The following is a 26,462-nucleotide window of genomic DNA, read 5'->3' on the forward strand; positions in this document are numbered from 1 at the left end:
GCTCAGACTCCCTGCGCGAGGTTGGCGCGCTCCTGCGCCGACAGCCCCGCGTTCTGCGCCGCGAGCTGGCGCTCGCGCTCGAGGTTGCGCTCGAGCTGGTTCTTGCCCGAGAGGTACTGCACCGGCCAGTCGGCGCCGACGCCGCTGGTGTGGCCGATCTTCGCCGCCTCCAGCAGCGTCCAGGCCGGGTTGGCCAGGTGCGGCCGGGCGATCGCGCACAGGTCGGCACGGCCCGCGGCGACGATGCTGTTCACGTGGTCGGCCTCGCTGATGGCGCCCACCGCCATGGTCGCGATGCCGACCTCATTGCGGATGCGGTCGGCAAACGGCGTCTGGTAGAGCCGCCCGTAGACCGGCTGCTGCTGCTTGCTGACCTGGCCCGACGAGACGTCGATCAGGTCGGCGCCCGCGGCCTTGAACGCGCGCGCGATCTCGACGGCGTCGGCCGGCGTGTTGCCGCCGGGCACCCAGTCGTGCGCCGAGATGCGCACCGACATCGGCCTGTCGTCCGGCCACTCGGCGCGCATCGCGGCGAACACCTCGAGCGGCCAGCGCAGCCGGTTCGCCAGCGAGCCGCCGTACTCGTCGCTGCGCTGGTTGGTCAGCGGCGAGAGGAAGGCCGACAGCAGGTAGCCGTGCGCGCAGTGCAGCTCGAGCCAGTCGAAGCCGGCCTCGACGGCGCGGCGCGTCGCGGCGACGAACTCGTCGCGCACGCGGTCCATGTCTTCGCGGCTCATCGGGTGCGCCCAGGCGCTGACGCCGTCCAGGTACTGCTGCGGCGAGGCCGCGAGCAGCGGCCAGTTGCCCTCGGGCAGCGGCAGGTCCTCGCCCTGCCAGGGCACGCGGGTCGAGCCCTTGGGTCCGGCGTGGCCGAGCTGCATCGCGATCTTCGCGCTGGTGTGACCGTGCACGAAGTCGACGATGCGCTTCCAGGCCTGCGTCTGCGCGTCGTTCCACAGCCCCGGGCAGCCCGGCGTGATGCGCGCCTCGGGGCTGGGGCAGGTCATCTCGCAGAACACCAGCCCGGCGCCGCCCATCGCACGCGCGCCCAGGTGCACCAGGTGGTGGTCGCCCGGCAGCCCGTCGACCGCGCTGTACTGCGCCATCGGCGAGACCACGACGCGGTTCTTCAGCGTCACGCCGCGCAGCGTGAAGGGCGTGAACATCGGCGGCACCGGCTGCGCCGCCAGGCCGGCGCGCTGCGCCAGCCAGCCCTCGAGCCCGCCGACGTAGCCCGCATCGCGCTCGCGCAGGTTCTCGTGCGAGATGCGCTGCGAGCGCGTCAGCAGCGAGTAGGCGAACTGCTCGGGCGCCAGCCTGGCGTGGCGCTCGACGTTCTCGAACCACTCGGTCGAGTTGCGCGCCGCGTTCTGGATCTTCAGCACCTCGACGCCGCGCTGCGCCTCGTAGGCGGCAAGTGCGCCGGCCAGGTCGCCCGGGTGGGCGGCGAGGCGCCCGGCCAGGTCGATGGCATCCTCCAGCGCGAGCTTGGTGCCCGAGCCGATCGAGAAATGGGCGGTGTGCGCCGCGTCGCCCATCAGCACCACCGGCGCGCGACCGTTGTGGTGTACCCAGTGCCGGCAGACCACGCGCGGAAAGCGGATCCACTGCGCCGAGCCGCGCAGGTGCGCGGCGTTGCTGATGAGGGCATTCCCGTCCAGGTACTTCGCGAACAGGCGCTCGCAGAAGTTGATGCCCTCCTCCTTGGACATCTCCTCGAGCCCGGCCGCACGCCACACCTCCTCCGGCGTCTCGACGATGAAGGTCGAGGTGTCGGCATCGAAGCGGTAGGCATGCGCCTGGAACCAGCCCCACTCGGTCTTCTCGAAGGCGAAGGTGAAGGCGTCGAAGCGCTTCTTCGTGCCGAGCCACACGAAGCGGCAGCGCCGCAGGTCGATGTCGGGCTGGTAGGTGGCGGCGTACTTGCTGCGGATGCGGCTGTTCAGGCCGTCGGCGGCGATGATCAGGTCGGCGTCGATGTCCTCGTCGCCCGGGCAGTCGGTGGAGTAGCGCATCTCGACGCCGAGCTCCTCGCAGCGCGCCTGCAGGATGTTGAGCAGCCGCATGCGCCCGATGCCGCAGAAGCCGTGGCCCGAGGAGCGGATCGTGCGGCCCTGGAAGTGGACGTCGATGTCGTCCCAGTGGTTGAAGGCGTCGAGGATCTGGCCGGCGGTCTTCGCGTCGGCACGCCGAAGCGCGCCGAGCGTCTGGTCGGAGAACACCACGCCCCAGCCGAAGGTGTCGGTGGGGGCGTTGCGCTCGATCACCGTCACCCGATGCGCCGGGTCCTGCAGCTTCATCAGCAGCGCGAAGTACAGGCCGGCGGGGCCGCCGCCGATGCAGGTGATGCGCATGTCCGGTCTCCAGGTCGTTCCGGTCACTTTAGGGCTTGATATTTTAGATGTCAAGCAACTACACTTCCGCCCATGCCTCGCCTCTGGGACATCTCCCCTGCCCTGAACCCGGCCACGCCGCCCTTCCCGGGCGACCAAACCTACGAGCAGCGCTGGACGGCGCGCATCGGCCCCGGCTGCCCGGTCAACCTGTCGGCGCTGACGCTCTCGCCGCACCTGGGCGCGCATGCCGACGCGCCGCTGCACTACGCCGACGGCGCGCCGGCCATCGGCGCGGTGGGCCTCGAGCCCTACCTCGGCCCGTGCCGCGTGATTTACGCCATCGGATGCGGCCCGCTGGTGCGCATCGAGCACCTCGCACACGCGGTGCGCGACCTGCCGCCACGCGTGCTGGTGCGCACCTGCGAGCGCGCGCCCACCGCCTGGTCGGACGACTTTGCCGCCTACGCCCCCGAGACCATCGCCTGGCTCGCCGCGCAGGGCGTGCGGCTGGTCGGCATCGACAGCCAGTCGGTCGACCCGGCCACCAGCAAGACGCTCGATTCGCACCGGCTGCTGCTCGAGCACGACCTGCGCGTGCTCGAGAACCTGGTGCTCGACGAGGTGCCCGAGGGCGACTACGAACTGATCGCGCTGCCGCTGAAGCTGACGCTCGCCTGCGCCAGCCCGGTGCGCGCGATCCTGCGGGAACTCCCATGACCACACGACACGACTGCGAAGCGCTCGACGCGCAGGACCCGCTGGCCCGGCTGCGCGAGCAGTTCGCGCTGCCCGCGGGCACCATCTACCTCGACGGCAACTCGCTCGGCGTGCTGCCGGCCACCACCGCGGCACGCGTGCATGACGTGGTGACGCGCGAATGGGGCGCCGACCTCATCACCAGCTGGAACAAGGCCGGCTGGATCCACCTGCCGCAGCGCGTGGGCGACAAGATCGGCCGGCTGATCGGCGCCCGCCCGGGCGAGACGCTGGCGGCCGATTCCACCTCGGTGAACCTGTACAAGGTGCTGAGCGCCGCGCTCGAGATCGTCGGGCGGGACGCGCCGCCGGCACGACAGCGCATCGTCTCGGAGCGGCACAACTTCCCGACCGACCTCTACATCGCGCAGAGCCTGGCGGCGCAGCACGGCTTCACGCTCGAGCTGGTGGAGCCCGACGAGATCGCGGCGCAGATCGACGAGCGCCTCGCGGTGCTGATGCTGACGCAGGTGAACTACCGCACGGGTCGAGTGCACGACATGGCCGCCGTCACGCGCGCGGCGCACGAGTGCGGCGCGCTGACGGTGTGGGACCTGGCGCACTCGGCCGGCGCGATCCCGGTCGACCTGAACGCGGCCGAGGCCGATTTCGCGGTCGGCTGCGGCTACAAGTACCTCAACGGCGGCCCGGGCGCGCCGGCCTTCCTGTGGGTGCACCGGCGCCACCTGGAGCGCATGGACCGCGAGCAGCTCTGGCAACCGCTGTCGGGCTGGATGGGGCATGCCGCGCCGTTCGAGTTCGGCCCCGACTACCGGCCCGCGCCGGGCATCGCGCGCTTCGCCTGCGGCACGCCGTCGGCGCTCGCGCTCGGCGCGCTGGAGTGCGGCGTCGACACCGTGCTGGCCGCCGAGCCGCTGGGCGGCATGGCCGCACTGCGCCGCAAGTCGCTCGCCCTGACCGGCCTGTTCATCCGCCTGGTCGAGGAGCGCTGCACCGGGCACGGCCTCGAGCTCGTCACGCCGCGTGACGAGGCCCTCCGCGGCAGCCAGGTCAGCTTCGCGCGCGCCGAGGGCGGCTACGCCATCGTGCAGGCGCTGATCGAGCGCGGCGTGATCGGCGACTTCCGCGCCCCCGACGTGCTGCGCTTCGGCTTCACGCCGCTGTACCTGCGCTTCGCCGACGTGTGGGACGCGGTCGAGCAGCTGCGCCAGGTGCTCGAGACCGGGCAATGGCGCGAGGCGCGCTTCAACGTCAAGGCGGCGGTGACATGAGCTGCCCGCACCACCCCGCCGGCGGCACGGGCGCGGGCGAGCGCATCGTCCAGGAAGAAGGTGCGCAGCTCGACTTCAGCCGCGACATGAGCTACGGCGACTACCTGCACCTCGACGCGGTGCTGAGCGCGCAGCACCCGCTCTCGCCGGACCACAACGAGATGCTGTTCATCGTGCAGCACCAGACCAGCGAGCTGTGGATGAAGCTGATGCTGCACGAGCTCGGCGCGGCGGTGCGTGCGGTGGCCGCCGACGAGCTGGCGCCGGCCTTCAAGATGCTCGCGCGCGTCAGCAAGATCATGGAGCAGCTGGTGCACGCCTGGGACGTGCTGGCCACGATGACGCCGCCGGAGTACTCGGCGATCCGGCCCTACCTCTCCAACAGCAGCGGCTTCCAGAGCTGGCAGTACCGCTGCATCGAGTTCATGCTCGGCAACAAGAACGCCGCGATGCTCAAGCCGCACGCGCACCGGCCCGACCTGCTGGCGCGCGTGGAGGCCGCGTGGCGCGCGCCGTCGCTGTACGACGAAGCCTTGCGCCTGCTGGCGCGCCGCGGCCTGAGCGTGCCGGCCTCGCACCTGGAACGCGACTGGACCCAGCCCTACCCGGCCAGCGACGCCGTCGAGCAGGCCTGGCTCGAGGTCTACCGCCACCCGCAGCAGCACTGGGACCTCTACCAGCTCGGCGAGGAACTCACCGACCTGGAAGACGCCTTCCGGCTCTGGCGCTTCCGCCACGTCACGACGGTCGAGCGCGTGATCGGCTTCAAGCGCGGCACCGGCGGCACCAGCGGCGTGGGCTACCTGCGCAAGATGCTCGACACGGTGCTGTTCCCGGAGATCTGGAAGCTGCGCACCGACCTCTGAGCGCGGGCCTCAGCGCGCCGCCAGCGCCCGCAGCGCCTGCAGGCGGGGCGAGCCGGACGCGTCTTCGGCCCGCTCGGCGTGCAGCGGCCAGTCGCGCAGCAGCGCGGCGACGTCGAAGCCCGCGCTGCGGATCCACTCGAAGGCGCTGCGGTCGGCCGCGAGCACCGCGTCGCGCCACAGCGTGGTGCGGGCCTGCGCGCGGCGGCCGGCGGCGGCACGCTCGTCGAACACGTCCACCGGCTTGGCCGACCAGCCGCCCAGCGTCGCGATGCCCAGCAGCAGCGACAGCGCGGACAGCCCGCCATCGACCACCTCGCCCCCCGCACCGCCTTCGAGGACCGCGCGCGTGCGGCCGACCTCGCGCCACATGGCCGCCTGGTGGGCGATCGCGAAGGCCAGCAGCGCGTCGTCCGCCGTCGCCAGCGGCAGCGTGTCCCCCTGCCAGACGAAGAACCGGTCCGAGCCCAGCACCGGCGTCAGCGCCGCCGACCGGCCCGCGCGCAGCCGGATGGCGAGCCGCTGCGGCCCGCGGCGGACGCCGAGCGCCACCTCGGCCGCCGGGTCGGCGAGCCGGGCGAGCAGGCGGCGCCGAAGCGGATCGTCCGGCGCGGCGGCCTGCCCGTCGACGCGCTCGACCAGGTCGCCGCGGACGAGGCCCGCCTGCGTGGCGGGTGACCCGTCGATGACATCGGCCACCTCGAGCAGCGACTCGCCGTCGTCGACCGGCGCCACGCGCAGTGCGGCCCGCAGGTCGGCGTCGAGCAGCACCAGGCCATGCGCCGGCGCCTCGGCCGCCACGCCGGCCGGCGGGTGCATGCGCAGGCGCCACGCGAGGGCGTGCAGGCGCGTCACGGCTGCCCGCAGGGTGTCGCCGCCGGCATAGTCCTCCCCGGTCACCGAGGCTGGCAGGAAGGCCAGTTCGCCGGCGTCGAGCAGCGTGGACGGCGTCGGGTCGTTGAGGCGGACCGTCGTGCACGCGCCGCCCAGCGACGCCGCGCCGAGCGACAGCAGCAGCGCGCGGCGTTGCCGGTCGACCGGGGGGCAATGGCGCACGCAGCCAATCTACGCGGTGTGGTGCCGACACCGTTGCGGTCCCTCAAGCGCCCCGCTTTCGCGCATCATCGCGCCCGTCCCCACCCGGCCGCACGGCCCTTCCTCCCATGCAGTGGCAAGCACAGTGGATCGACAGCCTGGTCTGGATCGCCCGGACCTATCTCTTCGTGGTGATCGGCTTCGCGCTGGTGGCCACGCTGCTGGCGCGCAGCACCGGCTGGGGCCGGCAGTTCTGGCGCCTGGCCGGACCCTATTTCGCGCCGCGGCGCGACTGGCGACCGCTGGCCGGCGTCGCGCTGATCCTGCTGCTGGCGGTGGCGGGCGTACGCATGAACGTGCTGTTCTCGTACTGGTACAACGGCTTCTACGACGCGCTGCAGGCAGTCGACGCAAACGGCTTCTGGTTCTTCATGCGCCTGTTCGCGCTGCTGGCGGTCGTTCACGTGGTGCGGCTGCTGGTGAACTACTACGTCACCCAAGCCTTCGACATCCGCTGGCGCACCTGGATGAACGAGCGCCTCACCGACGACTGGCTGGCCGGCAGCGCCTACTACCGCGAACGCTTCCTCGCCGAGCCGACCGACAACCCGGACCAGCGCATCCAGGTAGACATCGGCAGCTTCGTCACCACCACCCGCGGCCTGGCGATCGGCACGACCGACGCGGTGACCTCGCTGGTCACCTTCACCATCATCCTGTGGGGCCTGTCCGGGCCGCTGACGATCGGCGGCACCGAGATCCCGCGCGCGATGGTGTTCCTCGTCTACCTGTACGTGATCGTCGCCAGCGTGATCGCCTTCCGTCTCGGCCGGCCGCTGATCCGGCTCAACTTCATGAACGAGAAGCTGGCGGCCGACTTCCGCTACGCGCTGATCCGCCTGCGCGAGTACGCCGAGAACATCGCCTTCTACCGCGGCGAGGCGGTCGAGAAGCGCACGCTGAAGCAGCGTTTCGACGCCTTCATCGCCAACATCTGGGCGCTGGTGTTCCGCTCGCTCAAGTTCGACGGCTTCAACTTCGTCGTCAGCCAGACCGCGGTGGTGTTCCCCTTCCTGCTGCAGGCGCAGCGCTTCCTGTCGGGCCAGATCAAGCTCGGCGACGTGATGCAGACCTCGCAGGCCTTCGGCCAGGTGCAGGACGCGCTGTCGTTCTTCCGCCTCTCCTACGACAACTTCGCCCAGTACCGCGCGGTGCTGAACCGCCTGACCGGCTTCACCGACGCGAACCAGCAGGCGCGCGCGCTGCCGGGCATCGCCATCGAGACCGATTCCGCGGCGCTGCAGATCGCCGGCCTGGACGTGCAGCGGCCCGACGGCATGGCGCTGCTGCGCGGGCTGGAGCTGCAGATGGCCCCGGGCCAGGCGCTGCTGGTGCAAGGCGCCTCGGGCAGCGGCAAGACCACCTTGCTGCGCGCGCTGGCCGGCCTGTGGCCGCATGCCAGCGGCACGGTGCGCGCGCCGCTCGGGCCGGACGCGCTGTTCCTGCCGCAGCGCCCCTACCTGCCGCTGGGCACCTTGCGCGCCGCGCTGGCCTACCCCGACACCGGGGCCGACGACGCGGCGCTGCGTGCGGCGCTGCGCGAGGCGCAGCTCGGCCACCTGGAGGCGCGGCTCGACGAGGAAGCCGACTGGTCGGGCGTGCTCTCCGGCGGCGAGCAGCAGCGCCTGGCCTTCGCGCGCATCCTGCTGAAGCGGCCGCGCATCGTGTTCCTCGACGAGGCCAGTTCGGCGATGGACGAGGGGCTGGAGCACGCGATGTACGCGTTGCTGCGGCGCAGCCTGCCCGAGGCCATCGTCGTCAGCGTCGGTCATCGCCGCACGCTGCACGCCTTCCACACCCACCGGCTGCACCTGGAGGGCGACACGCGCTGGCAGCTGGCGCCGCTGGCGGGCTGAGGCCAGGCGTCGCGCCCGGGGCCCGGGCCGCCGCTTGCCGGCCATCAACGGTTCGCCGGGCGATCAGACGCGCTCGAGCACGACCGCAATCCCCTGGCCGACCCCGATGCACATCGTCGCGAGCGCATAGCGCCCGCCGGCAGCGTGGAGCTGGTTGACCGCCGTGGTCGCCAGCCGCGCACCGGATGCGCCGAGCGGATGGCCGAGTGCGATCGCGCCCCCGTTCGGATTGACGCGCGGGTCGTCGTCGCTCAGTCCCAGGTCGCGCAGCACCGCCAGCCCCTGGGCCGCGAAGGCCTCGTTCAGCTCGATCCAGTCGAGTTGCGCGAGCGTCAGGCCCGTGAGCGCCAGCACCTTGCGCGTCGCGGGCGCGGGCCCGATGCCCATGATGCGCGGCGGCACGCCGACCGTGGCCATGCCGACGACACGCGCGCGAGGCGTGAGCCCATGCCGCGCGGCGGTGGCCTCGTCGGCCAGCAGCAGCGCACAGGCGCCGTCGTTGACGCCCGACGAGTTGCCGGCCGTGACCGTGCCGTCGGGACGCACCACCCCCTTCAGGCGGGCCAGTGCCTCCAGGCTGGTCTCGCGTGGATGTTCGTCCCTCGTGACGACCAGCGCTTCGCCCTTCTTCTGGGGAATCGTCACCGGGGTGAGCTCGGCGTCGAAGAAGCCCGCGTTCCGGGCCGCGATCGCCTTGGCCTGCGACGCGAGGCCCATGCGGTCCTGGGCGGCCCGGTCGATGCCGAACTCGGCGGCCACGTTCTCGGCGGTCTCCGGCATCGAGTCGACGCCGTGGCGTTCCTTCATCAGCCGGTTCACGAAGCGCCAGCCGATGGTCGTGTCCTCGACCTGGGCCGCGCGCGAGAAGGCGCTTTCGGCCTTGCCCATCACGAAGGGCGCGCGTGACATGCTCTCCACGCCGCCGGCGATCATCAGGCCGGCCTCGCCGCTCTTGATGGCGCGCGCGGCGCTGCCCAGCGCATCGAGCCCCGAGCCGCACAGGCGGTTGACGGTGGAGCCCGGCACCTCCACGGGCAGGCCCGCGAGCAGGGCGCTCATGCGCGCCACGTTGCGGTTGTCTTCGCCGGCCTGGTTGGCACAGCCGTAGATCACGTCGGTCACCGCCTGCCAGTCGGCGCGCGGGTGGCGTGCCATCAGCGCCGCGATCGGGATCGCCCCGAGGTCGTCGGCGCGCACCGCCGACAAGGCACCGCCGTAGCGGCCGAACGGCGTGCGGAGGGCGTCGCAGATGAAGGCGTGTCGGGTCATGGTCTTCTCGTCGTCAGAGCAATGTCGCCACCGTGGGCGCTTCGTGCAGCGCCCAGATGCGCTCGATCAGGGCACGCGCCGCCGGCTCGCCGATCGACGGGCCGGCCAGTTCAAGCAGCTTGCCCTCCAGGTCGGCGTCGGACAGCGGCAGTTCCGGATCGCCCTTGCGGTCCGGTTGCAGGCGCTCGAGCACGCGGCCGTCGCGCAGCCGGATGCGGATGCGCGCGCCGCGCCGGCCCGGGAAGGCGGCGTCCACCTCCGGGTCGAGTGCCTTGGTGGTGCGGCTCATCAGCGCCCGCGTGGCGAGGTCGTTCAGCCGCGCCGGCTCGAAAGCCGCGAGGCGCACGCTGCCGTGCACCAGTGCCGTGGCCACCATGTAGTGCAGGCTGAACTTGGCCTGGTCGGCGTCGCGCGGGTCCACGTGCGGCGCGATGTCCAGCGCCGACCGGTAGACACCCAGGTGCAGGCTCTCGATCTCGCCGTGCCGGAAACCGTGCTGCTGCTGCAGCGCGAGCGCGCCGTCGATGGCGGCGAAGGTGTGGCCGCAGCCGACATGGTTCTTGAAGGTCAGCCGGGTGACGTGGAAGTCTTCGCCGAGCGTGGCACCGATGGCGGACCAGTCGGGCCCGTCGCTCATGGCCCGGCCGAGCCCGGTCTCGCCCTCCAGCATGTCGAGCGAACTGCGCATGCCGCGCGCCGCGAGCTGCGCGGCCAGCACGCCGGCTTCGGCGCCACGGCCCGCGTGCAAGGGCTTGGCCATGCTTTCCGAGCGGAAGGCCTGCTGCAGGCCGGCCGTGAAGGTGGCGGCCATCGCCAGGGCGTTGGCCGTGGCGTCCTGGTCCAGCGCCATCAGGCTGGCCGCGGCCGCCGCTGCGCCGAAGCTGCCCATCGTGCCGGTGTTGTGCCAGTACCGGTAGTGCGGGCGGCCCATCACCACGCCGATGCGCGTGGACAGCTCGCAGCCCAGCACCACGGCCCGCAGGAAGGCGGGGCCGGAGGCTGCACTCGCCTGGGCCACGGCCAGCGCGCCGGCGATGGTGGGCGCGCCGGGGTGCACCATCGCATCGCGGAAGCTGTCGTCGAGCTCGGCGGCATGGGCGGCGGTTCCGTTGTAGAGCGCGGCTGCACGCACCGTCGCGGCACGGCCCGTGCCCTTGTCGATCAGCCGGCACGGGCCGCGGTCCAGGTCGTCGGCCAGCACCTGCTCGAGCCGTTGCACCGCCGGCCTGTCCAGCCCAGGGTAGACCGAGGCGAACCAGTCGATCACGGCCCGCTGGGCGCCATGGGCCACCTCGGCCGGCAGGGGCCGGGCCGCGAGGTCGACCACGAAGCGGGCCAGTGTCTGCAGCGCGGTCATGCCCGGGCCTCTTCGGTGAGCACGGGGCCCAGCGCAGCGCGCACGAAGCCGGGGCCGCTGCAGCGCGCCAGTTCGTCCAGGCCCGCCGAGAGCGCGGCCTCGCCCTGCTCGCGCGCCCAGAACACGGGGCCACCCTCCCAGCGCGGGAAGCCGTAGCCGTTGACCAGCACGACGTCGACGTCGGTCGCGCGTTCGGCCACGCCTTCGGCGAGCAGGAGCGCGGCCTCGTTGACGATGGCCAGCAGCGCGCGGCGCACGATCTCGGCGTCGTCGAAGGGGCGCGCAACGATGCCCTTGTCGGCGCGGCACCGGTCGATCAGCGCCTGCACGGCCGGATCGACCTGCGGGCCCTCGTCGGCGCGCGGGTAGACGTAGTAGCCCGCGCCGGTCTTGCGGCCCAGGCGGCCGGCTTCGCAGAGCCGGTCGGGGATGTGGACGTAACGCGCCGCCGGGTCGCGGCTGGCGGCCCGGGCCTGCCGCATGCGCCAGGCGATGTCCAGGCCCGACAGGTCGGCCACGGCGAACGGCCCCATCGCGAAGCCGAAGTGCTGCAGCGCGGCGTCCACCTGGTCGGGCGTGGCCCCCTCCTCGACCATGAACTCGCACTGGCAGCGATAGGCCGAGTAGATGCGGTTGCCGATGAAGCCGAAGGCGTTGCCGGTCAGCACCGCCACCTTCTTCAGCCTCTTGCCGAGGGCCAGGCCCGTGGCCAGCGCATCGGGCGCGGAGGACTTGCCGCGCACCACCTCCAGCAGCTTCATCACGTTCGCCGGGCTGAAGAAGTGCAGCCCGATCACGTCCTGCGGGCGTCGCGTCGCGTCGGCGATCGCGTCCAGGTCGAGGTAGGAGGTGTTGCTCGCCAGCACGGCACCGGGGCGGGCCAGCGCGGCGATGCGCTCGAAGACCTGCCGCTTCACGCCGACGTCTTCGAACACGGCTTCGATGACGAGGTCCGCCTCGGCCAGGCGCGACCAGTCCAGGCTGGCCTGCAGCCGCGCCTCGGCGCAGGCCGCCGCCGCGGCCTCGAGCTTGCCGCCGCGCACGCGCCCGGCGAAGTGTTCGTGGATGCGCGTCGCGCCGCGTTCCAGCGCCGCGGCGTCCTGCTCGAGCAGCAGCACCTCATGGCCGGCCTCGAGCGCCGCGATCGCGATGCCCGAGCCCATGGTGCCCGCACCGATCACCGCCACGCGCTGCACCGCGCGCGGCGAGGCGCCCTCGAGCGACGGATGTTTGGCGCTGTCGCGTTCGGCGAAGAACTGGTGACGCAGCGCAAAGGCTTCGCGCGAGACGCGCAGGCGCTCGAACACCGCGCGCTCGTCGGCCAGCGCTTCGCTCATGGGTACGCGGGCCGACGCGAGCACGGCGTCGATCGCCGCCTGCACCGCCGGGCGGCGCTTGCCGGCCTTGAGTGCCGACTGCACCGCCTCGGCCACGGCGGCGGCGGCGGCCGCGGGCACGGCGCGCTCGCGCAGGCGCTGCTTGCGCCCGGCCAGCGACCGTGCATGAACCACGGCCGCCGTGCGCAGGTCGCCCTCGGCCAGGGCATCGACGATGCCGGCCTCCAGCGCCGCCGCGGCGGCCAGGCGCTCGCCGCTGCAGATCATCCGGATGGCCCGCGGGATGCCCACCAGCCGCGGCAGGCGCTGCGTGCCGCCGGCACCGGGGATGATGCCCAGCGTCACCTCCGGCAGGCCGACCACGGTGCCTGGGGCGGCCACCCGCGCGTCGCAACCGAGCGCCAGTTCGAAGCCGCCACCGAGCGCCGCGCCATGCAGGGCCGCCACCACCGGCTTGGGGCAGGCCTCGATGGCGGCGATCACCGCGGGCAGCTGGGGCTCGGCCAGCGGCTGGCCGAACTCGCGCAGGTCGGAGCCGGCGATGAAGGTGCCGCCGGCACCGATCAGCACGGCGCCCCGCAGGCTGGCATCGGCCTCGAGCTGCCGCACCGCGGCCAGGACGCCTTGCCGAACCGCCGCCGAACCGGCATTGATGGGCGGGTTGTCGATCACGATGACGGCGATGTCGCCGTCGCGTTCCATCCGCACGCGGGCTTCGCTCATGCCGGTCTCCGTTCAGGCCAGCACGGCCACGCCGTCGGCGGCGCGCACGCCCTGCCCCTGCGGCAGCACGAAGACGGGGTTGATCTCGGCTTCGACGAGGCGTTCACCCAGCTGGGCGGCCATGTTGGAGAACGCGACGATCGCATCGACCAGCGCCTCGACGTCGGCCTTGGGGCGGCCGCGGAAGCCGTCGAGCAGCGGCCAGGTCCTGAGCTCCCGGGCCATCGCCAGCGCATCGGCACGGCTCAGGCCACCGGTGGTGGGCAGCAGGCGCATCGTGGTGTCCTTGAACAGCTCGGCCGTCACGCCGCCCATGCCCAGCATGACGGCAGTGCCCAGGCCGTCGCGGTGCATGCCGAGGATCAGCTCGGTGCCGCCGCCCACCATCTCCTGCACCAGGAAGCGTTCGGGGCGCACGCCGGCCCGCGCCAGCACGTCGCCCGTCATCTGCTGTAGGCGCTCGCCGACGGTCTGCGGCGTCAGGCCGACCGCGACGCCGCCCACGTCGCTCTTGTGCGTGATCTGCGACGAGAGGATCTTCAGCACCACGCGGCCGCCGAGCTCGCGCGCCGCGGCTTCGGCCTCGGCCGGGGTGGCCACGACGCGCTCGGCCGCGCACGGCACGCCGAAGCGCGAGAACAGCTGCTTGGCCTGCGCTTCGTCCAGCGAACCCTGCCACGAGGCCGGCAGCGCCGCCGTCGTCGCCGTGTCGGGGGCGGGCGGCGCATCGGACGTCGCCACGAAGCGGCTCACGCGCAGCATGCCGTCCAGCGCCGCGGTGCAGCTCTCGGCCGCGGCGAAGGCCGGCACGCCGTGGCGTGTGAGCAGCGCGCCGACCTCGGGCGCGTGCGGGCTCACGTAGGCAATGACCGGCTTGTCGGTCTCGGGCAGGCAGTCCTGGATGGCACCGGCCATCAGCTCCGGCTGGGCCAGGCTGGACGAGCCCACGATGATCACCAGCGCGTCGTAGCCGGGGCTGGCCAGCAGCGCCCGGATCGCCCCGCGCAGCAGGTCGGGCCGCAGCCCGGCCAGGGTCACGTCGATGGGGTTGCGGTCCAGCACCGCCTCGCTGCCCGTCTGCAGCGCACGCAGCGCGTCGGCCGTGGCGGCATCGGGCGCCGGCGTGTCGAAGCCCGCCACGCCCAGGTCGTCGGACACCAGCGTCCCGGCGCCGCCGGTGGAGGTGAGGATGGCCACGCGCCTGCCGTGCAGGCGCCGCCCCGTGGCGAGCGCGGCCGGAACGTCCAGCAGGTCGCTGAAGCTGCGGGCGCGGATCACGCCCACCTGCTCGAAGAGGGCGTCGTACATGCGGTCGGCGCCGGCCATCGCACCGGTGTGCGACACCGCGGCCTTGGCGCCTGCCTCGGAGCGGCCGATCTTGAAGGCCACCACCGGCTTGCCCGCACGCGCCGCCTTCAGGCAGGCGGCGCGGAACCTGGCCGGGTGGCGCACCGTCTCGATGTACAGCGCAATCACCTTGGTGCCCGGATCGTCGGCCAGGTGGTCGATGAAGTCGGCCAGTTCCAGGTCGACCTCGTTGCTGGTGGAGATCAGCGTGGACAGACCGATGCCGCGTGCCGCTGCGCGCGACAGCAGCGAACCGAGGATGCCGCCGCTCTGCGACACCACGCCGATGCCGCCGACCGGGAACTCGTCCATCTCCAGCGCACCGGTGGCCGACAGCACGATGGCGTCGGTCAGGTTCACCAGGCCGATGGTGTTGGGGCCGAGGATGCGCATGCGGCCCGCGGCTTCCATCAGCTGCTTCTGCCGGCGCGCGCCGTCCTCGCCGGTCTCGGTGTAGCCGCTGGCCAGCACGATGGCGGCCGCGCAGCCGCGGGCCGACAGCTCGTGCACCGCCACGTGGGCGCGCTCCGCGCCGAGCAGCACGATGGCGACGTCCGGCGTCTCGGGCAGCGAGGCGATGTCCGGGTAGCACTTCAGGTCGCCGATGGCATCGGCCTTCGGGTTGACCGGATAGATGGCGCCGGCATAACCATGCTTGCGCAGGTAGGCCACCGGACGGCCGGCGGTCTTGCCCGGGTCGGCCGAGGCGCCGATGACCGCGACGCTGCGCGGCTTGATGAGGCGGGCGATGGGATTGGTGGTGTCCACGGCGTCACTCCTTGGTGGCCGACTTGGCGAGGAAGGCTTCGACCGCGGCGCGGTGCTCGCTGCTCGTGTAGCAGATGCCCTGCGCCTGGCTGCCCTGGGCGAACACGTCGTGCGACGACAGCTCGAAGCTCTGGTTGAGGATGGTCTTGGTCAGCGCCAGCGCCGTCGACGAGGCGCGGCTGAGTTCCACGGCCCAGGCCTGGGCGTCGGCCAGCAGGGTGTCGGCGCCGGTCTTGCGGTCCACGATGCCGAGAGCGACGGCTTCGTCGACCTTGACGGGGCGGCCGGTGAAGATGAGCTCCTTGGCACGCGCCAGACCGACGCGGCGCGGCAGGAAGTACATGCCGCCGCCGTCGGGGACGATGCCGCGCAGCACGTAGCTCCACGCGAAGCTCGCCCACTCGCTGGCGATGACGAAGTCGCAGGCCATCGCCGTGTCGGCGCCCAGGCCGGAGGCCGCGCCGTTGACCGCCGCGATCACCGGCTTGGGCATGGTGTGCAGCAGGGCCTGGGTGTGGTGCACGCGCTGCTGGCGGTGCCAGCCGTTGAAGCCCACCTCGCCGGCCGGGGCGTTCATGCGCTGGTGCATGCCGCTGATGTCGCCGCCGGCGCAGAAGCCCTTGCCGGCGCCCGTCAGCACGAGCGCCTTGATCGCCTGGGTGGCCGCCACGTGCTCGAGCGCGGCGATGAATTCCGTGCGCATGTCGTCGCTCATCGCGTTGCGCTTGTCGGGGCGATTGAAGGTGATCGTCGCGATCGCCTGGTCGTCGACCTTCAGGTCGATCAGGGGGGTGCTCATGAGAGTGCTCCCGTCGGGCTCAGTCGGCCTTGATGTTGTTTTCCTTGACGATCCTGGCCCAGCGCGCCTGCTCGGCGCGCACGTAGGCCTCGAGCTCCGCCGGGGGGCCGGCGCTGATCACGAGGCCTTCGTGCTCGACCTTGGCCTTGAACTCCGGCGATTGCGCCGCCGTCCTGGCGGCGGCGTTGAGCTTGGTGACCACGTCGGCCGGCGTGCCGGCGGGCGCGTAGATGCCGTACCAGCTCTCGACCTGGAAGCCCGAGACGGTGTCGGCGATGGCGGGCACGCCCTTCAGCGCCGGCGAGGGCTGCGGCGTCGTGACGCCCAGGGCCCTCAGCTTGCCGCTGTCGACAAAGGCCGCCACGGCGGCCGCCGTGCCGAAGAACAGATCCACCTGCCCGCCGAGCAGGTCGGTCATCGCGGGGCCGGCACCGCGGTACGGCACGTGCGTGATGTCGACCTTGGCGTAGTTCTTGAACATCTCGCCGGCCAGGTGCGCCGAGGTGCCGTTGCCCTGGGATGCGAAGGTGAGCTTGCCCGGGTTGGCCTTGGCCGCGGCGATCACGTCGGCGACGGTCTTGTAGGGGCTCTCGGGACGGACCACGAGCACGTTCGGACCGCGACCGACGAGGATCACCGGCGTGAACGCCTTGTCGGTGTCGAAGGGCATCTTCGGCTGCAGGGTCGGGTTGACCGCGTGGGCGAAAGAGGCCATCACGAGCGTGTGGCCGTCGGCCGGACTCTTGGCCACCGCGTCGGTGCCGATCAGGGTGCCGGCCCCCGGCTTGTTGTCGACGAGCACCTGCTGGCCGAGCGCCTGACCCATGCCGGCCCCGAGCGTGCGTGCGATCAGGTCGGTTCCGCCGCCGGGTGCGAACGGGACGACCAGCCGGATCGGCTTCTCGGGGAAGGCGGCGAGCGCCGGGGTCGAGGCGAGCGCCGCCGCGGCGCAGGCGAAGGCGGCAAGCCGCCGCAAGAAGGTGCTGCGTGCAATCACGTTGTCTCCAATGAGCTGTGGACCATGCATCCGCCGGATCGCCGGTGTCCGTCGAATCGAGCGGCGTCTGCGTGATGCGAAGAGTAGGTGCCGCCGACCGGATCGTCTGCCTGCGATTTCCATAGAATGGAATTCGACATGCCCGTCCGCACGGCGCGACGGGTCCTGCCGCTGCCACTTCAGGGGACTGCGATGCCCGCGGATCCGAACGGACCTTCTCGCGACAAGCCCGGAACGTCGCCGGCCAACCGCTCGCTGGAGCGCGGGATCGAGATCCTGCGCGCGTTCAGGCCCGGATCGGACCGGCTGGGCAATGGCGAACTGGCCGACCGCACCGGCCTTTCCCGGGCGACCGTCAGTCGCCTGACCCAGACCCTCGTCGGCATGGGGATGCTGCAGCAGGAACCGCTGCGCAAGGGCTACCGCCTGGCCCCGGCCGTGCTGAGCCTGGCCCATGCCATGCGGTCGGGCTCGACGATCCTGCAGGTCGCCGCGCCGTTGATGCGGGCCCTGGCCGAAAGCCGGCGCATCAACGTCGGACTCGCCGCGCCGGATCGGGACGAAATGGTCTACCTGGAATCGATCCGCTACAGCCGTCGGGTCGCGTTCCGCACCGTCCTGTCGGGTCAACGCGTGCCCATGGAGCTGACGTCGCTCGGCCGCGCCTATCTGGCCACGACCTCGACGGCGCGTCGCAGGGCGCTGTACGAGGTCTTCAGGGCGCGCAGGGGAAGACAGTGGCCTGCGCTGCAGGCCGACATCGAGCGGGCCGTCGAATGCGTGCGCGAGTCGGGTTTCTGCGCGGCCTCCTGGCAGCCCGAGGTCGTCGCCCTCGCGTCTCCGATCGTCGTGGGCGAGACCTGCTATTCGCTGAACGTCAGCGTATCGACCGTGGAGGGCATGGACTGCGTGGTCGCGACCTATGCGCTCCCCTTGCTCGAGCTGCGAGAGGCCATTGCGAGCGCCCTGCTGCAACGCGCCGACGCGTGAGGAACGCGACTGAGTCGCCGCGCCGGCGACCAGGGACCACACCCGCTGCATCACCGGGCCTCGGCCCGTCGCGCCGACGGCCGGGCATGGTCGCCAGCCCCTCAGCGCCGCAGGATCTCGTCGCGGATCTTCTCCAGCAGCGTGATGTTCGGCACGGTGCGACCGCAGATCAGGAACATCACGTTGTCGGCGATGGTCTCCTCCGGGTGCAGCACGTAGTCGGTGTTGCCGCCCAGGCGCTGCATGAAGGCAGGGGTCTCCTCCGGGTCGTGCCAGACCGGCTTGCCGTCGCGCAGCCGCGCGCGGGTCGGCTGGCCGCCCTCCCCGGGCACCACCTCGAGCAGGCGCTGCTCCATGCGGTCGAGCAGGCTGTCGCGCGGGCCGCCGGGCGCGATCACGGTCACCGGCATCACCCAGGTCGCCCGGCCGTCGAGCGTGAGCGGCATCGCATGCCGGTTGCGTGGCGCGTCGGGGTTGGCCAGGCGGATCGTGTCCCAGGCCGCTGGCCATTCGAGCTCGGCCACCGGCTGGTAGCCGATCAGCGCATACAGGCGCTGCGCCAGCTCCGGCCGGTGCCGCGAGACCACATGCCACAGCTCGTGCGCCAGCACCTCGGCGTCGCTGAACTGCTGCTGCTCGAAGCGCCCGGGCAGCATCACCGCATTGCCGCGCGTGTGCGGCTGGTAGGCGCTTTCGCGCCCATCGGTGGCCACCAGCAGCACACGCTCGGGCCAGGGCAGCTGCAGCGTGTTCAGGCCGACCGCGATGGACTTCAGCGCGGCCAGCCAGCGCGCGCGTGCCGGCCCGGTCCAGGGGATCGCCCGTCCCGCCTGGAAGGCCAGGAAGGGCAGCGGATCGCTGCGCGCGCCCACCAGCACCTGGCGCTGCAGCGCCGAGGTGGCGCGCAGCCAGTCGTCGTCGGCCCCGAGCACGGCGCGTGCGTCGCTCAGGTCGGCGAACTCGACCACCGTGCCCTCGATCAGCGTGCTGCGCTCGCCGGCCTGCACGGCCAGGGCGAGCACCATCAACGTGGCCGCGACGAAGCTTCGGAACATCCCCATGATCTTCGCATCTGGGCCAAGATCGCGGCATGGCGTTCTGGCAACTATTGCCGCGCGGGCCGCTCGCGCGTCACGTCGAGCGGCTGTGGGCGTCGCGCCGCGAGGCCCTGCCGCACGGGCTCGAGTGGCTGCTGCCCTCGGGCCGGGCCGACCTGGTGATCCCCCTGCACGACGAGGCGGTGTTGCGCGTCGTCAAGGGCCGCGTGCTGCGCCTGCGCGGCGGCGTGTTCCAGGGTGCCTCCGATGCGCCGGTGCTGCGCGCCACCGGCGGTGCCGCGGACGTGGTGGGCGTGCAGTTCCGGCCCGGCGGCGCGGCGGCGCTGCTCGGTGGTGCGGCCGGCGAGACGGGCGAGACGGGCGAGACGGGCGAGGCCGGCGACGGCGGCGTCGCGCTGGCAGACTTTCCCGGCGGCTGGGCCGCGCTGCGCGAGCGCCTGGGCGCCGAGCCCGAACCGCTGCGCCGCCTGGCCCTGCTGGCCGCGGCCCTCGAGGGGCGCGCCCGCGCGGCCGAGCCGGACCGCCTCGTCTCCACCGTGCTGGCGGCCCTGCACGCGAGCCCCGAGCTGCCGCGCATCGAGTCACTGCGGTCGCTCGCAGGCCTCGGGCCGACCCGCTTCACCGCCCGCTTCCACGCGGCGGTCGGGCTGACGCCCAAGCGTTACGCGCGCCTGCTGCGCTTCAACCGGGCCCTCGAGGTGCTCGCTGCGCCCGCGCCAGCGCCGCTGGCCGAGCTCGCGTTGCGTTGCGGCTACGCCGACCAGGCGCACTTCACGAACGAGTTCCGCCGCCTCGCCGGCGTGCCGCCCTCGCGCTACGAGGCGGCCACGGCCGATGCACCGCACCACCGCCCGGAGCGAAAGAACCTGCAAGACACGGCCGGCGCGGCAGGCCAGACTGGCGCCCCGATTCGAGCGAGGATCCCATGACCGTCATCCACGAGGTGTTCGCCTACCTGCGCGTACACGACACGGCGGCTGCGATCGTCTTCTACGCGCAGGCCTTCGGCGCGAGGGAGCGCTTTCGCCTCGTCGAGCCGTCCGGCCGCATCGGGCATGCCGAGCTGCAGCTTGGCCCGGCGGTGCTGATGCTGTCCGATGCCTTTCCCGAGTTCGGCCTGGTGGCGCCGCCGGGCGACCGCGACATCGGCGCCTCGGTGCACCTGCACGTCGACGACTGCGATGCACTGGTGCGCCGCGCGACGGCGGCCGGCGCCAGCGTGCTGATGCCGCCGACCGACCAGTTCTACGGCGAGCGCAGCGCCCGCCTGCGCGACCCCTTCGGCCACACCTGGCTGATCGGCCACGCGATCGAGCAGGTGTCGCCCGAGGAGATGCAGCGCCGCTACACGGCGCTGTTCGACCACTGATCAGCCGGTATGCGCCGGGAACACGAACACGCCGCTGGCGTGGCCGTGCTCACTGAAATGAAGCCCCCGAGCTCGCTTTCGCTCGCTACCCCCCGAGGGGGGGCCCACCAGCGGCCCGGCCGAGCCGGTTCCGCGGCGGGAAGCTTGGTCAGGCCTCGGGGCCTCATGCGGCGAGCGTGGCGGTAGCCGCCATCGACAACTGACATGCACCGCCTGCGCCGCCAGCGCGAGGCCGGCGCGTTGCAGGGGGCGGGAGAGCGAACCTTGTTTCATGGAGTTCTCCTTCGGGGAAAGAGGCCGGGGTTCACAGCTCGTCAGCCGAGCGTCACCGGCACGAAGATCTTGTCGCCGTCGCGCTGCACCAGCAGCGCCACGCTCCTGGGCTTGCCGGCCAGCAGGCTGCGCACCTGCTCGATGCTCGCCACCGGCTTGCCGTTGACGGCCAGCAGCAGGTCGCCCGGCTCCACGCCGGCGCGCGCCGCGGCGCCGCCCACGTTCTCGATCAGCAGGCCCTGCTCCACGCCGGCCTCGCGGCGCTCCTGGCGTGTCAGCGGGCGCACCGCCAGGCCGAGCTGGCCGCCCTCCGGCGCAGCAGGGCCGGCCAGCGCCCCGGTCTCGTCGATGCCGCCGAGCCGGGCGTCGACGCTGCGCGCCGCCTTGTCGCGCCACACCTTCAGCGCGACACGCTCGCCCGGTGCGGCCATGCCGATCAGGGTCGAGAGCTCGCCGGAGCGCTGCACCGCCTGGCCGTTGACCTCGAGGATCACGTCGCCCGGCTTCAGGCCGGCCTGCTGCGCCGCGCTGCCCTCGGCCACCTGGGCCACCAGCGCACCGTCGGGCCGCGCCAGGCCGAAGGACTCGGCCAGCGCCTGGTTCAGCTCCTGCACGCTGACGCCCAGGCGCGCATGGGTGGCCTTGCCGGTGGCGACGATCTGGTCCTTGACCTTCAGCGCCACATCGATCGGGATCGCGAAGGCCAGCCCCTGGTAGCCGCCGGTCTGCGAGTAGATCTGCGCATTGATGCCGACCACGTTGCCGCTGCCGTCGAACAGCGGACCGCCGGAGTTGCCGGGGTTCACGGCCGCGTCGGTCTGGATGAAGGGCACCACCGCGTCGCCCGGCAGCGAGCGCCCCTTGGCGCTGACGATGCCCTGCGTGGCGCTCTGCTCGAAGCCGAACGGCGCGCCGATCGCGAGCACCGGGTCGCCCACCTCGAGCCGGGCCGGGTCGCCCAGGCGCACGGTGGGCAGGTTCTTCGCGGCGATGCGCAGCACGGCCACGTCGGTCACCGGGTCGCTGCCCAGCACCTTGGCGGAGAACTCGCGCCGGTCGGCCAGCTTGACGTTCACCTCGCGCGCCTCGCGCACCACGTGCGCGTTGGTCAGCACCAGCCCGTCGCTGCTGACGATGAACCCCGAGCCCTGGCCGCGGAAGGGCTGCTGCGGGTTGCCGCGCAGCCGGCCCTCGAAGCCCGGCAGGCCGCGGAAGAACTGGAAGAACGGGTCGCTCCCGGCGCCCGGCGGCAGGCCCTGCTCCTCGAGCGAGGCCTGGTGCACGCCCGACACCGTGATGCCGACCACCGCCGGCCCGAAGGTCTTCACGATCGTGCGGTAGTCGGGCACGCGGCCCTGCGCCGCGATCGGCGGCACCGGCGCGGGCGCGGCGGCGTTGGTGGCGGCGGTGCTGTCGGCCACCGCCACGGGGGTCGCGCCGCGCGGCTTCCACCACTCCAGCGGGTTCAGCGTGAGCGCGCTGGCCGTGCCGGTGATCAGCACGCCGGCGGCCAGCAGGGTGCCGGTGAGGGGATGCAGTTTCATCGTCGCTCCTTGGGGTTCCTCGATGTCACGAAGATAGGGATGCGCCGTGAGGCCTGCGTTAGGCGACGATGAGGCGAAGGTTAAGGTGACGGGAGACGCGCCGCATGAACAGCACCGACCGCACGCTCAAGGTCTTCGTGTCGTACTCACGCGCCGACGCCGCCTTCGCCGACGAGCTGGTCGGCGCGCTCGAGTGGGCCGGCTACGCGGTGAGCATCGACCGCGCCTCGATCATCGAGGGCGAGGACTGGCGGCGCCGCCTCGGCGCGCTGATCGCCGACGCGGACACGGTCGTCTTCCTGCTCTCGCCGCACTCGGCGCGCTCCGACATCTGCGCCTGGGAGGTGGAAGAGGCGGCGCGGCTGTGCAAGCGCCTGATCCCGGTGCTGGTCGAGCGCACCGGCGAGCTGCCGGTGCACGAGCGGCTCGCCGCCCTGAACTACGTGCGCTTCGATCCGCACGACGACGGCCGGCCGCGTTCGTTCATCGGCGCCATGCGCGGCCTGCAGCGGGCGCTCGACACCGATCTGGACTGGCTGCGCGAGCACACCCGGCTGATGGCGCGCGCCGCCGAGTGGGACGGCGCCGGCCGGGCCGAGAGCCGGCTGCTGCGCGGCGCCGACATCGAGGCCGCCCGGCGCTGGGCCGCCGAGCGGCCGAAGGACGCACCGCCGCTGACCGAACTCCAGCTCGCGCTGATCGCCGAGAGCGAGGCGGCTGCGCAGCGCCACGAGGACCAGGAACGACAGCGCCTGCAGGAGATGGCCGCCGCGCAGGAGGAGCGCGCCCGCGCGCTGGACGAGCGCGAGTCGGCCGTGCGCGTCGTCGGCCGGCGCACCCTGCTGGGCATCGTCGGGACCTCCGTGTTCGCGCTCGGCGCGGCCGGTGCGGGCTGGTGGGCGCTGCGTGCCGAGCGGCGTGCGCTGGTGCTGCGCGACCAGCAGGAGGCCGAGCGCAAGGCGTTCGCCGACAAGCAGCGGGAGCTGGCCCGGCTGCGCGAGCTGACGCGCGACGAGGCCACCTGGCGCCGCGGCAGCGCGGCCGAGGCGCCGCCTCGGGTGACACGCTCGCCCGCCGCGCCGCCGGCCGGGCCGGGCGCGCCGACCCGGGCCGTGCGGCTGGTCGGCGCCGACCGCCAGGCCTACACCGGTGCCGGCGTGACGGTGGCGATCATCGACTCGGGCATCGACGTGGCGCACCCGGCCTTCGCCGGCATGGAGCTGATCCAGAAGGATTTCAGCGGCGAGGGTGACGGCGACGAACTCGGCCACGGCACGATGCTCGCCAGCATCGTGGCGGGGCGGCCGCTGGGCGGGCAGCGCATCGGCATCGCACCGGGCGTCACGCGCCTGGTGATGGTCAAGTACATCGGCAAGAGCGGCAACGCGAGCCCGGAGAACCTGCCGGTCGCGCTCGACTGGGCCCTGTCCTACGACGGCGGCAGCGTCGACGTGGTCTGCCTGGGCTTCGGCCTGCAGGTGGTCGACGACATCGAGCGCGAGGCGCGCGACGGCAGCGGCGTGCGCACGGGGATCTCGCGCACGCTGGCCACCTTCGCACAGTCCTACCGCACGACGGAGGGCATCGTCACGGCGGCGCTGGCCTCCGGCAAGGGGGCGCTGATCTTCGCGCCGGCCGGCAACGACAACCGCGCCGGCGAGGAGGTGCGCGTGAACGCACCGACCGCCCTGGCGCGCGGCGTCATCTCCGTCGGCGCGGCCGACGAGGCCGGCGCCGCAGCCGGTCTGACCATGGCCTCCTTCTCCAACGTCGGCGCCACCGTGGCGGCGCCGGGCAGCCGGGTGCCGGGGGCCCGTCCCGGCGGCGGCCTGGACGAGATGACGGGCACCTCGATCTCGTCGGCCGTCGCGGCCGGCACCGCGGCCTTGTGGTGGGAGATGCTGCGCCGCGAGGCCGGCGCCGCGAACGCCGCCCAGGTGTGGTCACGCATGAAGGCGGCGGCACGCGCCGATGTCTTCGCGCCGGGTGTCACGCCGCTGGCACGCGGGCTCGGCCTGGTGCAGGCGCCGCCGGGCTAGGCGGCACGAGCGGCCAGTGCACCGCGACACGCAGCCCGCCGAGCGGCGACTCGCCCAGCGTCACCTCGGCGCCATGCCGCTGCGCCACCGCGCGCACGATCGCCAGGCCGAGCCCGCTGCCCGGCTCCTCCTGCCCGGCACGGCGCACGAAACGGTCGAACACCTTGTCGCGCTCGGCCGGCGGGATGCCCGGCCCGCTGTCGTCGACGACGAGCTGCGCGGCGCCGCCCTCGTGCCCCACGCGCAGCTCGACCCGGCCGCCGGGCGGGCTGTGGCGCAGCGCGTTGTCGGCCAGGTTGCGCACCAGCGCCGTGAGGCCGGCACGTTCGCCCTGCAGCGGCACCGGCGCGTCGGCCTGCAGCTCGAGCGTGCTGCCGCGCGCGGCCGCCAGCGGCAGCAGGTCGGCCAGGGCCTGGCGCGCCAGCTCGGCCAGGTCGAGCGACTCCAGCGCCGCGGCCGCACCCGGCTCGCTGCGCGCCAGCGCGAGCAGTTGCTCCACCAGCCGCGCGGCGCGCTCGATGCCCTGCGCGAGCTGCTCGGTGGCGGCCTGGCGCGCCGGTTCGTCGGCGGCGCGGCGCAGCATCTGCAGCTGCAGCTTGAGCGCCGTCAGCGGCGAGCGCAGCTCGTGCGCCGCATCGGCCACGAAGGCGCGCTGCGCATCCAGCGCCTGGCCGAGCCGCCCGAGCAGGCCGTTGAGGGCCGCCACCAGCGGCGCCACCTCGTCGGGCAGCCCGGCCTCGGGCAGCGGCGCCAGCGCCAGCGCGTCGCGCCCGCGCACCTCGGTGGCCACGCGGCGCAGCGGCGCGAGCGTGCGCGCGACGATCCAGCCGCCCAGCAGCACGAACAGCGGCGCCACCACCAGCAGCGGCAGCACGCTGCGCAGCGCGGTGCCGGCGGCCAGGCGCTGGCGCACCGGGCGCGGCTGCGCCACCTGGATCACACGCGCGCGCGTGGCCACGCCGAAGGTGCGCCAGGTCTGCCCGCCGGCCTGCACGTCGGCGAAGCCGAGCAGCGCACGCGCCGGCAGCTCGGGGTGCAGGCGCGAGGCGTAGATGCTGCGGCCGTCCTCGGTCCAGATCTGCACGACGAAGTCGAGCTGCTCGTCGGCCAGCGCCTGCGCCTGGTCGGGTGCGATCTCGCCCTGGTCGCGCAGCGACAGCGCCATCTGGCGCAGCTGGTAGTCGAACAGCGCCTCGGTCTCGGCCAGCACGCTGCGGTAGGTGGCGAGGCCGAACACCGCCGCCGCGCCGAGCAGCAGGCCGAGCAGCGCGACCAGCAGCCGGTTCTTCAGCGAACTCACGCCGCGCCGCCGCCGGGCGCGCCGACGTAGTAGCCGACCCCGCGCATGTTGCCGATGAACTCCGCCCCGAGCTTGCGGCGCAGCTGGTGGATGTAGACCGAGACCGCGTTGCTCTCGATCTCCTCGCCCCAGCCGTACAGCCGGTCTTCCAGCTGGGCGCGCGAGAGCAGCGCGCCGGGGCGCTGCATCAGCGCCTCGAGCACCGCGAACTCGCGCGCCGACAGCAGCACCGGCACGCCGGCCTTGCTGACCTGGCGCGTGGCCGGGTCGAGCGTCACGTCGCCGCAGCGCAGCAGCGGCTCGGCGCGGCCGCCGTGGCGGCGCAGCACCGCGCGCATGCGCGCCAGCAGCTCGTCGAACTCGAAGGGCTTGACGAGGTAGTCGTCGGCGCCGGCATCGAGCCCGGCGACGCGGTCGCCGGTGCCGTCGCGTGCGGTCAGCACGATCACGGGCGTGTCGTTGCGCTGTGCGCGCAGGGCCCGCAGCACGTCCAGCCCGTCGCCTTCGGGCAGGCCGAGGTCGAGCAGCACCAGGTCGAAGCGCTCGCTGGCCAGCGTGGCCTGCGCGGCGCGTGCATCGCGCACCCAGTCGACCGCATGGCCCTCCAGGCGCAGCGCGGCGCGCAGGCTGTCGCCGATCATGCGGTCGTCTTCGACGAGGAGCAGGCGCATGGGGGGAGGATAGCGGCCCCGGCCGCCTCAGCAGGCCGTCGGCAACAAGGCGCGCGCCGCGGCGATCACGTCCTCGGGCAGCACGCAGGCGCGGCGCGCCCGGGTGTCGAGGTGCACGGCCACCAGCGCCGTGCGCGCGGCGACGTGGCCGGCCTCGTCGTCCACCATCTCGTGCACGAACACCAGGCGCTTCGCGTGCACCTCGCGCAGCGTGCTGCGAATCGAGACGGTGGCGCCGGCCATCAGCTCGCGGGCATAGGTGATCTGCTGCTCCACCGCGGCCATGCCGCGCCCGGCCTCGCGCAGCCGCGCGGGCGTGAGGCCGAGCAGGCGGAACAGCTGCCAGGTCGCCTCGTCGAACTTGCCCACGTACCACATCACGTTCATGTGGCCCATGTGGTCGCAGTGCCAGGGGTAGACGGTGCCGCGGTAGGTGATCGGCGGCTCGTGGGTCGGGGGCGGGGTCGGGGGCATCGTGGCTCC

General features: G+C 73.0%; 21 protein-coding genes. 8 read left to right on the plus strand and 13 right to left on the minus strand.

What is annotated here, in order from left to right:
* Positions 1-2: 2 nt before the first annotated feature.
* Positions 3-2,354, minus strand: a complete 2,352-nt coding sequence (locus D9C15_RS06840) for a bifunctional salicylyl-CoA 5-hydroxylase/oxidoreductase (RefSeq protein ID WP_127996678.1) — start codon at positions 2,352-2,354, stop codon at positions 3-5.
* A 72-nt stretch (positions 2,355-2,426) separates the two neighbouring features.
* Here D9C15_RS06840 and kynB point away from each other — a divergent pair, with 72 nt between their 5' ends.
* The 3 genes from kynB to kynA are packed head-to-tail and all read left to right on the plus strand — an operon-like array spanning position 2,427 to position 5,190.
* Entirely contained in the window at positions 2,427-3,053 is a 627-nt protein-coding gene (gene kynB, locus D9C15_RS06845) for an arylformamidase (protein WP_127996679.1), read from the plus strand.
* Positions 3,050-4,324 (plus strand): kynureninase, encoded by a 1,275-nt coding sequence (kynU, locus tag D9C15_RS06850; RefSeq protein ID WP_127996680.1) that lies wholly within the window; start codon positions 3,050-3,052, stop codon positions 4,322-4,324. The genes kynB and kynU overlap by 4 nt, the downstream gene beginning before the upstream one ends.
* The gene (gene kynA, locus D9C15_RS06855) at positions 4,321-5,190 is read left to right on the plus strand and encodes a tryptophan 2,3-dioxygenase (RefSeq protein ID WP_127996681.1); all 870 of its coding nucleotides are present in this window, start codon (positions 4,321-4,323) and stop codon (positions 5,188-5,190) included. Before kynU ends, kynA begins: the two co-directional genes overlap by 4 nt.
* A gap of 9 nt (positions 5,191-5,199) precedes the next feature.
* On the opposite strand, the gene D9C15_RS06860 is transcribed toward kynA, so the two are convergent.
* Entirely contained in the window at positions 5,200-6,243 is a 1,044-nt protein-coding gene (locus D9C15_RS06860) for a PDZ domain-containing protein (protein ID WP_127996682.1), read from the minus strand.
* Positions 6,244-6,350: 107 nt separating this feature from the next.
* On the opposite strand from D9C15_RS06860, the gene D9C15_RS06865 reads away from it, so the two are divergent.
* Positions 6,351-8,138 (plus strand): ABC transporter ATP-binding protein/permease, encoded by a 1,788-nt coding sequence (locus tag D9C15_RS06865; RefSeq protein ID WP_127996683.1) that lies wholly within the window; start codon positions 6,351-6,353, stop codon positions 8,136-8,138.
* Between the two features lie 63 nt (positions 8,139-8,201).
* Here the strand turns inward: D9C15_RS06865 and pcaF are convergent, their stop codons facing one another.
* From pcaF to D9C15_RS06895, 6 genes are read right to left on the minus strand one after another with little or no spacing between them, the layout of a single operon-like run.
* On the minus strand, positions 8,202-9,407 hold the full coding sequence (pcaF, locus tag D9C15_RS06870) for a 3-oxoadipyl-CoA thiolase (protein WP_127996684.1): 1,206 nt from the start codon (positions 9,405-9,407) through the stop codon (positions 8,202-8,204).
* 13 nt (positions 9,408-9,420) lie between these two features.
* A complete protein-coding gene (locus D9C15_RS06875) occupies positions 9,421-10,764 on the minus strand; it encodes an MmgE/PrpD family protein (protein ID WP_127996685.1) in 1,344 nt (447 codons plus the stop codon).
* Positions 10,761-12,824, minus strand: a complete 2,064-nt coding sequence (locus D9C15_RS06880; protein WP_127996686.1) for a 3-hydroxyacyl-CoA dehydrogenase NAD-binding domain-containing protein — start codon at positions 12,822-12,824, stop codon at positions 10,761-10,763. The genes D9C15_RS06875 and D9C15_RS06880 overlap by 4 nt, the downstream gene beginning before the upstream one ends.
* A gap of 12 nt (positions 12,825-12,836) precedes the next feature.
* On the minus strand, positions 12,837-14,939 hold the full coding sequence (locus D9C15_RS06885) for an acetate--CoA ligase family protein (RefSeq protein ID WP_205854741.1): 2,103 nt from the start codon (positions 14,937-14,939) through the stop codon (positions 12,837-12,839).
* Positions 14,940-14,943: 4 nt separating this feature from the next.
* Positions 14,944-15,738 (minus strand): enoyl-CoA hydratase/isomerase family protein, encoded by a 795-nt coding sequence (locus D9C15_RS06890; RefSeq protein ID WP_127996687.1) that lies wholly within the window; start codon positions 15,736-15,738, stop codon positions 14,944-14,946.
* A gap of 19 nt (positions 15,739-15,757) precedes the next feature.
* A complete protein-coding gene (locus D9C15_RS06895; RefSeq protein WP_240668320.1) occupies positions 15,758-16,714 on the minus strand; it encodes a tripartite tricarboxylate transporter substrate binding protein in 957 nt (318 codons plus the stop codon).
* Positions 16,715-16,927: 213 nt separating this feature from the next.
* Between D9C15_RS06895 and D9C15_RS06900 the strand changes: the two genes are divergently transcribed.
* Positions 16,928-17,725 (plus strand): IclR family transcriptional regulator, encoded by a 798-nt coding sequence (locus D9C15_RS06900; RefSeq protein ID WP_127996732.1) that lies wholly within the window; start codon positions 16,928-16,930, stop codon positions 17,723-17,725.
* 101 nt (positions 17,726-17,826) lie between these two features.
* Here D9C15_RS06900 and D9C15_RS06905 read toward each other — a convergent pair whose 3' ends face one another.
* Complete coding sequence (locus D9C15_RS06905) at positions 17,827-18,786, minus strand: eCIS core domain-containing protein (protein WP_127996689.1); 960 nt, start codon at positions 18,784-18,786, stop codon at positions 17,827-17,829.
* 29 nt (positions 18,787-18,815) lie between these two features.
* On the opposite strand from D9C15_RS06905, the gene D9C15_RS06910 reads away from it, so the two are divergent.
* Complete coding sequence (locus D9C15_RS06910) at positions 18,816-19,712, plus strand: helix-turn-helix domain-containing protein (protein ID WP_127996690.1); 897 nt, start codon at positions 18,816-18,818, stop codon at positions 19,710-19,712.
* Positions 19,709-20,152: a VOC family protein gene (locus D9C15_RS06915; RefSeq protein ID WP_127996691.1), complete on the plus strand. Its 444-nt coding sequence runs from the start codon at positions 19,709-19,711 to the stop codon at positions 20,150-20,152. The genes D9C15_RS06910 and D9C15_RS06915 overlap by 4 nt, the downstream gene beginning before the upstream one ends.
* A 314-nt stretch (positions 20,153-20,466) precedes the next feature.
* Here D9C15_RS06915 and D9C15_RS06920 read toward each other — a convergent pair whose 3' ends face one another.
* Positions 20,467-21,969: a Do family serine endopeptidase gene (locus D9C15_RS06920; RefSeq protein WP_127996692.1), complete on the minus strand. Its 1,503-nt coding sequence runs from the start codon at positions 21,967-21,969 to the stop codon at positions 20,467-20,469.
* Positions 21,970-22,073: 104 nt separating this feature from the next.
* Here D9C15_RS06920 and D9C15_RS06925 point away from each other — a divergent pair, with 104 nt between their 5' ends.
* Entirely contained in the window at positions 22,074-24,008 is a 1,935-nt protein-coding gene (locus D9C15_RS06925) for a S8 family serine peptidase (RefSeq protein ID WP_127996693.1), read from the plus strand.
* Here the strand turns inward: D9C15_RS06925 and D9C15_RS06930 are convergent.
* The 3 genes from D9C15_RS06930 to D9C15_RS06940 are packed head-to-tail and all read right to left on the minus strand — an operon-like array spanning position 23,959 to position 26,453.
* Positions 23,959-25,308 carry an ATP-binding protein gene (locus D9C15_RS06930; protein WP_127996694.1) on the minus strand — a complete coding sequence of 450 codons (1,350 nt, stop codon included), beginning with the start codon at positions 25,306-25,308 and terminating at the stop codon, positions 23,959-23,961. The genes D9C15_RS06925 and D9C15_RS06930 overlap by 50 nt on opposite strands.
* Positions 25,305-25,979, minus strand: coding sequence for a response regulator (locus D9C15_RS06935; RefSeq protein ID WP_127996695.1), 675 nt, complete (start codon positions 25,977-25,979; stop codon positions 25,305-25,307). Before D9C15_RS06935 ends, D9C15_RS06930 begins: the two co-directional genes overlap by 4 nt.
* A gap of 27 nt (positions 25,980-26,006) precedes the next feature.
* Complete coding sequence (locus tag D9C15_RS06940; RefSeq protein WP_127996696.1) at positions 26,007-26,453, minus strand: acyl-CoA thioesterase; 447 nt, start codon at positions 26,451-26,453, stop codon at positions 26,007-26,009.
* Between the last annotated feature and the right edge of the window lie 9 nt (positions 26,454-26,462).

The organism is Piscinibacter defluvii (genome assembly GCF_004011805.1).
Classification (GTDB): Bacteria; Pseudomonadota; Gammaproteobacteria; order Burkholderiales; family Burkholderiaceae_C; genus Piscinibacter; species Piscinibacter defluvii.

What these genes read in the sequence shown, in the direction of transcription:
- D9C15_RS06840 (WP_127996678.1), bottom strand. Translation starts at nt 2,354, where the DNA reads ATGCGCATCACCTGCATCGGCGGCGGCCCCGCCGGCCTGTACTTCGCG.
- kynB (WP_127996679.1), top strand. Translation starts at nt 2,427, where the DNA reads ATGCCTCGCCTCTGGGACATCTCCCCTGCCCTGAACCCGGCCACGCCG.
- kynU (WP_127996680.1), top strand. Translation starts at nt 3,050, where the DNA reads ATGACCACACGACACGACTGCGAAGCGCTCGACGCGCAGGACCCGCTG.
- kynA (WP_127996681.1), top strand. Translation starts at nt 4,321, where the DNA reads ATGAGCTGCCCGCACCACCCCGCCGGCGGCACGGGCGCGGGCGAGCGC.
- D9C15_RS06865 (WP_127996683.1), top strand. Translation starts at nt 6,351, where the DNA reads ATGCAGTGGCAAGCACAGTGGATCGACAGCCTGGTCTGGATCGCCCGG.
- pcaF (WP_127996684.1), bottom strand. Translation starts at nt 9,407, where the DNA reads ATGACCCGACACGCCTTCATCTGCGACGCCCTCCGCACGCCGTTCGGC.
- D9C15_RS06875 (WP_127996685.1), bottom strand. Translation starts at nt 10,764, where the DNA reads ATGACCGCGCTGCAGACACTGGCCCGCTTCGTGGTCGACCTCGCGGCC.
- D9C15_RS06880 (WP_127996686.1), bottom strand. Translation starts at nt 12,824, where the DNA reads ATGAGCGAAGCCCGCGTGCGGATGGAACGCGACGGCGACATCGCCGTC.
- D9C15_RS06890 (WP_127996687.1), bottom strand. Translation starts at nt 15,738, where the DNA reads ATGAGCACCCCCCTGATCGACCTGAAGGTCGACGACCAGGCGATCGCG.
- D9C15_RS06900 (WP_127996732.1), top strand. Translation starts at nt 16,928, where the DNA reads ATGCCCGCGGATCCGAACGGACCTTCTCGCGACAAGCCCGGAACGTCG.
- D9C15_RS06905 (WP_127996689.1), bottom strand. Translation starts at nt 18,786, where the DNA reads ATGGGGATGTTCCGAAGCTTCGTCGCGGCCACGTTGATGGTGCTCGCC.
- D9C15_RS06910 (WP_127996690.1), top strand. Translation starts at nt 18,816, where the DNA reads ATGGCGTTCTGGCAACTATTGCCGCGCGGGCCGCTCGCGCGTCACGTC.
- D9C15_RS06915 (WP_127996691.1), top strand. Translation starts at nt 19,709, where the DNA reads ATGACCGTCATCCACGAGGTGTTCGCCTACCTGCGCGTACACGACACG.
- D9C15_RS06920 (WP_127996692.1), bottom strand. Translation starts at nt 21,969, where the DNA reads ATGAAACTGCATCCCCTCACCGGCACCCTGCTGGCCGCCGGCGTGCTG.
- D9C15_RS06925 (WP_127996693.1), top strand. Translation starts at nt 22,074, where the DNA reads ATGAACAGCACCGACCGCACGCTCAAGGTCTTCGTGTCGTACTCACGC.
- D9C15_RS06935 (WP_127996695.1), bottom strand. Translation starts at nt 25,979, where the DNA reads ATGCGCCTGCTCCTCGTCGAAGACGACCGCATGATCGGCGACAGCCTG.
- D9C15_RS06940 (WP_127996696.1), bottom strand. Translation starts at nt 26,453, where the DNA reads ATGCCCCCGACCCCGCCCCCGACCCACGAGCCGCCGATCACCTACCGC.